At 57.0% G+C, this 3,872-nt stretch carries 4 protein-coding genes; all 4 read right to left on the bottom strand.

What is annotated here, in order from left to right:
* Positions 1-35: 35 nt before the first annotated feature.
* Positions 36-584 carry a DUF6012 family protein gene (locus LH464_RS24015; RefSeq protein WP_226788922.1) on the bottom strand — a complete coding sequence of 183 codons (549 nt, stop codon included), beginning with the start codon at positions 582-584 and terminating at the stop codon, positions 36-38.
* A gap of 205 nt (positions 585-789) precedes the next feature.
* Positions 790-1,338: a DUF6012 family protein gene (locus LH464_RS24010; RefSeq protein WP_226788921.1), complete on the bottom strand. Its 549-nt coding sequence runs from the start codon at positions 1,336-1,338 to the stop codon at positions 790-792.
* 75 nt (positions 1,339-1,413) lie between these two features.
* Complete coding sequence (locus tag LH464_RS24005) at positions 1,414-1,869, bottom strand: GNAT family N-acetyltransferase (RefSeq protein ID WP_226788920.1); 456 nt, start codon at positions 1,867-1,869, stop codon at positions 1,414-1,416.
* A 73-nt stretch (positions 1,870-1,942) separates the two neighbouring features.
* Positions 1,943-3,865: a Ti-type conjugative transfer system protein TraG gene (traG, locus tag LH464_RS24000; protein ID WP_226788923.1), complete on the bottom strand. Its 1,923-nt coding sequence runs from the start codon at positions 3,863-3,865 to the stop codon at positions 1,943-1,945.
* Positions 3,866-3,872 lie beyond the last annotated feature (7 nt).

The following is a 3,872-nucleotide window of genomic DNA, read 5'->3' as shown; positions in this document are numbered from 1 at the left end:
AAGTCCGCTTCGCCAGAAGCGTGATTTCCGGTGTGTTACGCAAGCTGAAAGGCCGATTCCAGGTTGGGACGGCGGTTCTCGGGTAAGCCAAGCCCCGCCAAGGTCAAAATCCGGTCTCGTTCCAGTGTCGGTAGAGAAAACTCCTGACGGATCTCTTTAGGACCGTCGATATCATCGGGTATCTTGAGCCATGGCGCCAATAACACTGGTGGTCTGAAGGGAACCGTTTCTGGCCAGCGATTGGGCCATCCGTGTGGTGCCATCCAAAGAGCCACGTCGTCGCTTACACCATCATGTTCAGTATCGAGGACTGTGTATGCGATTTCGTGACGCACGATATGGGCACCGATCGCCCATCGGCTGACAGTCTTGAAGTTTTGCAGGCGGATCGCTGTTTCAATGAAGATGCCGTCCTTTGCCCCGCGCTCTTGCTTGGCGCAAGCTACAGCAAGTGTCTTGTTCGGATATGGCCGTCGTGTTGCCAGCTCCTGGCCTCCGCGAAGGACAAGACCATAGAAAGTAAAATCAATTAGCGTCGGCTGGAAGTGTGCCGAAACGCAGGTTGGCTTAAGGTGGATTAACAATACGTCATCCTTTCTGTTTTCAGTTTTCCAGCCGCCGTGCTGCGCAGCAGCGCGCAAGCGGCCGGAGCGAACGCAGAGAGCGCAGCAGGCGCAGGCCTGAACGCGCTAACCCGAAGAGCGCCGAAGAGAAGGCCGAAGCCTTGTGGGAAACAATCAAGTCCGCTTCGCCAGAAGCGCCTGCCATAGTGTTTCCTGGCGGCAAGCACTATGGCAGCTGAAAAGCGAATGCCAGGCTCGGACGTCGTTTCTCAGGCAACCCGAATCCAGCATTTTTTATAATCCGGTCGCGTTCGAGCGTGGGCAATGAGAACTCTTGGCGAACCTCTTGCGGGCCGTCCAAATCATCGGGAATCTTGAGCCATGGCTGCAAGACCACTGGCGGCTTGCGGGCTACCGTGGCTGGCCATCGATCGGACCATGCTTCTGACGCCATCCAAAGAACCACGTCGTCGCTTGCACCGTCGTGTTCGGTATCGAGCACCGTGTATGCGATTTCGTGGTGCACGATATGGGGACCGGCCCGCCACCGGCTTACCGTTGTGAAGTTTTGCAGGCGGCTGGTGGTTTCAATGAGAATACCATCCTTTGGCCCGCGCTCCCGTTTGGCGCAGGCCACAGCAAGGGTTCTGTTCGGGGAGGGACGCCGTGTCGCCAGCTCGCGGCCCTCACGAAGTAAGAGCCCGTTAAAGGTAAAATCGAGCAGCGTGAGATCGAAGTGTGCTGACGCGCAGGTGGGTTTGAGGTGGATTAACAATACAACGTCCTTTTGATTTTCAGTTTCCAGCGGCCGTGCCGAGCGCACGCGGCCGGAGCGGTAGGCGTGAATCTGCTAACCGAATTGCGCTGATGAGAAATCCGAAGCCTCGTCGGTCAGATGTTGCCAGCGTTCAGCTTCCCTTGGCATGTCGCTGACCGAAATCTGGGCAGTCACGATAACTCCGGCTGGTTTCAAGCGTCGAGCTGCATTCCAAAAGCTGCTGGCGTGGAAAAGCTCGTGTATTGGGGTAATTGGCTGGCCATAGACCTGCGCAAGGTACCTCAGGAATGCAGTTGCATATCCCTGACGTTGGCGGCCAGCGACTATCTCGATATCAGAAACGTAGACCCTGTCGGCCAGCGGTGACTGGGCATAGGAGGCAGCACCCACTTGCCTGCCATCAGCCGCGTAGATCCAACCTTCGTGGGTCGGCTCCGGTGCAGTCCACGATGTGTAATAGTTCGGAATGGCTTCAATCGTGATTATTGGCAGGCGGTCGAGCCGGACCTGAAGTTCGTCAACGTTCATCTTGGGGCCTGTGTCGATGTCAATCGTTGGGCCATCCGGCTGGTTTTGCGGATGTGTGAATAAAAGAATTTCTTTACGACCCCTTTGGTGCAAAACGGTTTGCCTGGGCTTGGGCAGCCATGTCGTTTCGGCGGAAATAGACGGCGCGCCCGCAGCGTAGCGGAGGGTGGCCCTGGACGACGATGATCTGTTCGTCCTTGCGCATTGTCTGGGTAATCTCATGCGGCATGATCAGCGGCCGCCGCTGATAGGAAAGGCTCTCTGTCGCCCTGGCCGTGCCGCCCGCTCCAAACATTCCGACCGACTTCGATTGGCCGGCAACTTCCACGGTCATTTCCCCGCAGCTGGCGGAAACTTCTCTTGCGGTTTCCATGCTCTTGATGGCGGCATAGGAGGAAAAGGCACTTCCCTCGATCCACGATCTGGCGCCTTCGCGGCCGAAGTGCTTCTCCATCTGACCGACCGATTGATACATCAGCATGAGGGAGATGCCGTATTTGCGACCACGGTCGCGCGCCTCTTCAAGCAGGCGCATGTAGCCGAGCAAATCCACCTCATCGAGCATGAACAGGGCGCGCTTGGCGAATTTGCCATCGGCCTGGATCATGGCATTTAGCAATGAGCCGACGATGACGCGGCCAATGCCGGGATAGGAGCGCAGGATAGAGGCAGGGAGATTGAGGAAGATGTCGAACTCTCCCTTGGCGATATCGCTCGACGTGAAGCTGTCACCACAGGTAAGGGCAGCATAGGCATCGAGGGAAAGCCACTGGGTGTCTTTCGAGGCGGTCGAATAGACGCCGGAGAACGTCTGCTCGGTCATATTGGTGAAGACGCCAAGCGTTTCGCGAATGAATGTCGAGCTGGATTCCTGCTGAACGGTGCGCAGCATCTCCAGCACGGATGGCTCCGGTTCCGAAACGATCTGACGTAGAGATTTCAGGTTACGGGCATTGGCATACTCATCGGAGAGCAGCACATGGGCCAGCAGGCCGGTCAGCAGGTTGTGCGCCTGGTTCTGGAAGTAGCTGCCGGTCGAGGTTTCCGCGCCGGAGCTTTCCGACAGGAGCAATTGAGCAAAGTTGACGATGTCCTCTTCCTTGTTTGACGATGTGGCGATCCAGTCGAGCACGTTGAAACCAACAGTTGGGTTCTTGGGATCGAGGACAAAGCACTTTCGGCCGAGCGCACGCTCGCGATGTGCGACCACCATCGGTACGACTTCCGTGGACGGGTCGAGACAAATCACCGGGCCGCGATAGCGCAAGGCAGTGGGAATGACATTGCTGGTGGTTTTAAATCCGCCCGATCCTGCAAAGTAGAGCATGTGGGTTGAATCGAAATCGAATTTGTAGGTGAGCAATTGCTCCTTGCCGCCGCGACCCCATGTCGAGCGTGCGGCCGGATCGAAGGGAACATCCTTCACCAGATCGCGATCGACACGGTAGCGTTCGCCAACGACGATTTCGCCATCATCGGGAAACAGCTTTGCGGCATCCTTCATCGACATCCAGTCGGCATCACCGAATGAACCGATCCTGGCCCGTTTCACCGGGACGTCCGTGACGACCGACAGCCTGGCGGCAAAGCCACAGGCGACAAAACCGACAATCGATCCGGCGACCACGAACAGATCGGCAGAGCGCAGGACGTGGTTCCAGCTCATCCCCTGTTCATAGACATAGGGCGACAGCCGGAAATACTCACCCATGCCATAGATCAAAGCGACCGCGAGGAATGACAGCAGTCCGCTAAGAGCAACAGGACGGCGGAGATGCAATGGCATCAGGGCGACAGTGGCAAAGCAGGCTAGTGATGGCACGACAAGGAGTGGGAAGGGGCGGGACCGCATAAACCAATACTGTGTCTGGTCGACAAGCCCGCTCGCGATGTGCGGCCAAAGTGCTGTCACGGCAATCCAGACCACCAGCGTTGTGATCAACGGAATAGCCACGATTGCGGCAAGTCGAATCTTCTCTCTGTTCACGTTTGAAATCTTTCCT

It is taken from the genome of Pseudorhizobium xiangyangii, from assembly GCF_020531965.1.
Taxonomy (GTDB): Bacteria; Pseudomonadota; Alphaproteobacteria; order Rhizobiales; family Rhizobiaceae; genus Neorhizobium; species Neorhizobium xiangyangii.
Note: the sequence above shows the minus strand (reverse complement) of the source record. Positions and strands in the feature narration are given on the sequence as shown.

Excerpts from the sequence above, each read along its gene's own strand:
- LH464_RS24005 (WP_226788920.1), bottom strand. The coding sequence starts at position 1,869 with ATGAACGTTGACGAACTTCAGGTCCGGCTCGACCGCCTGCCAATAATC.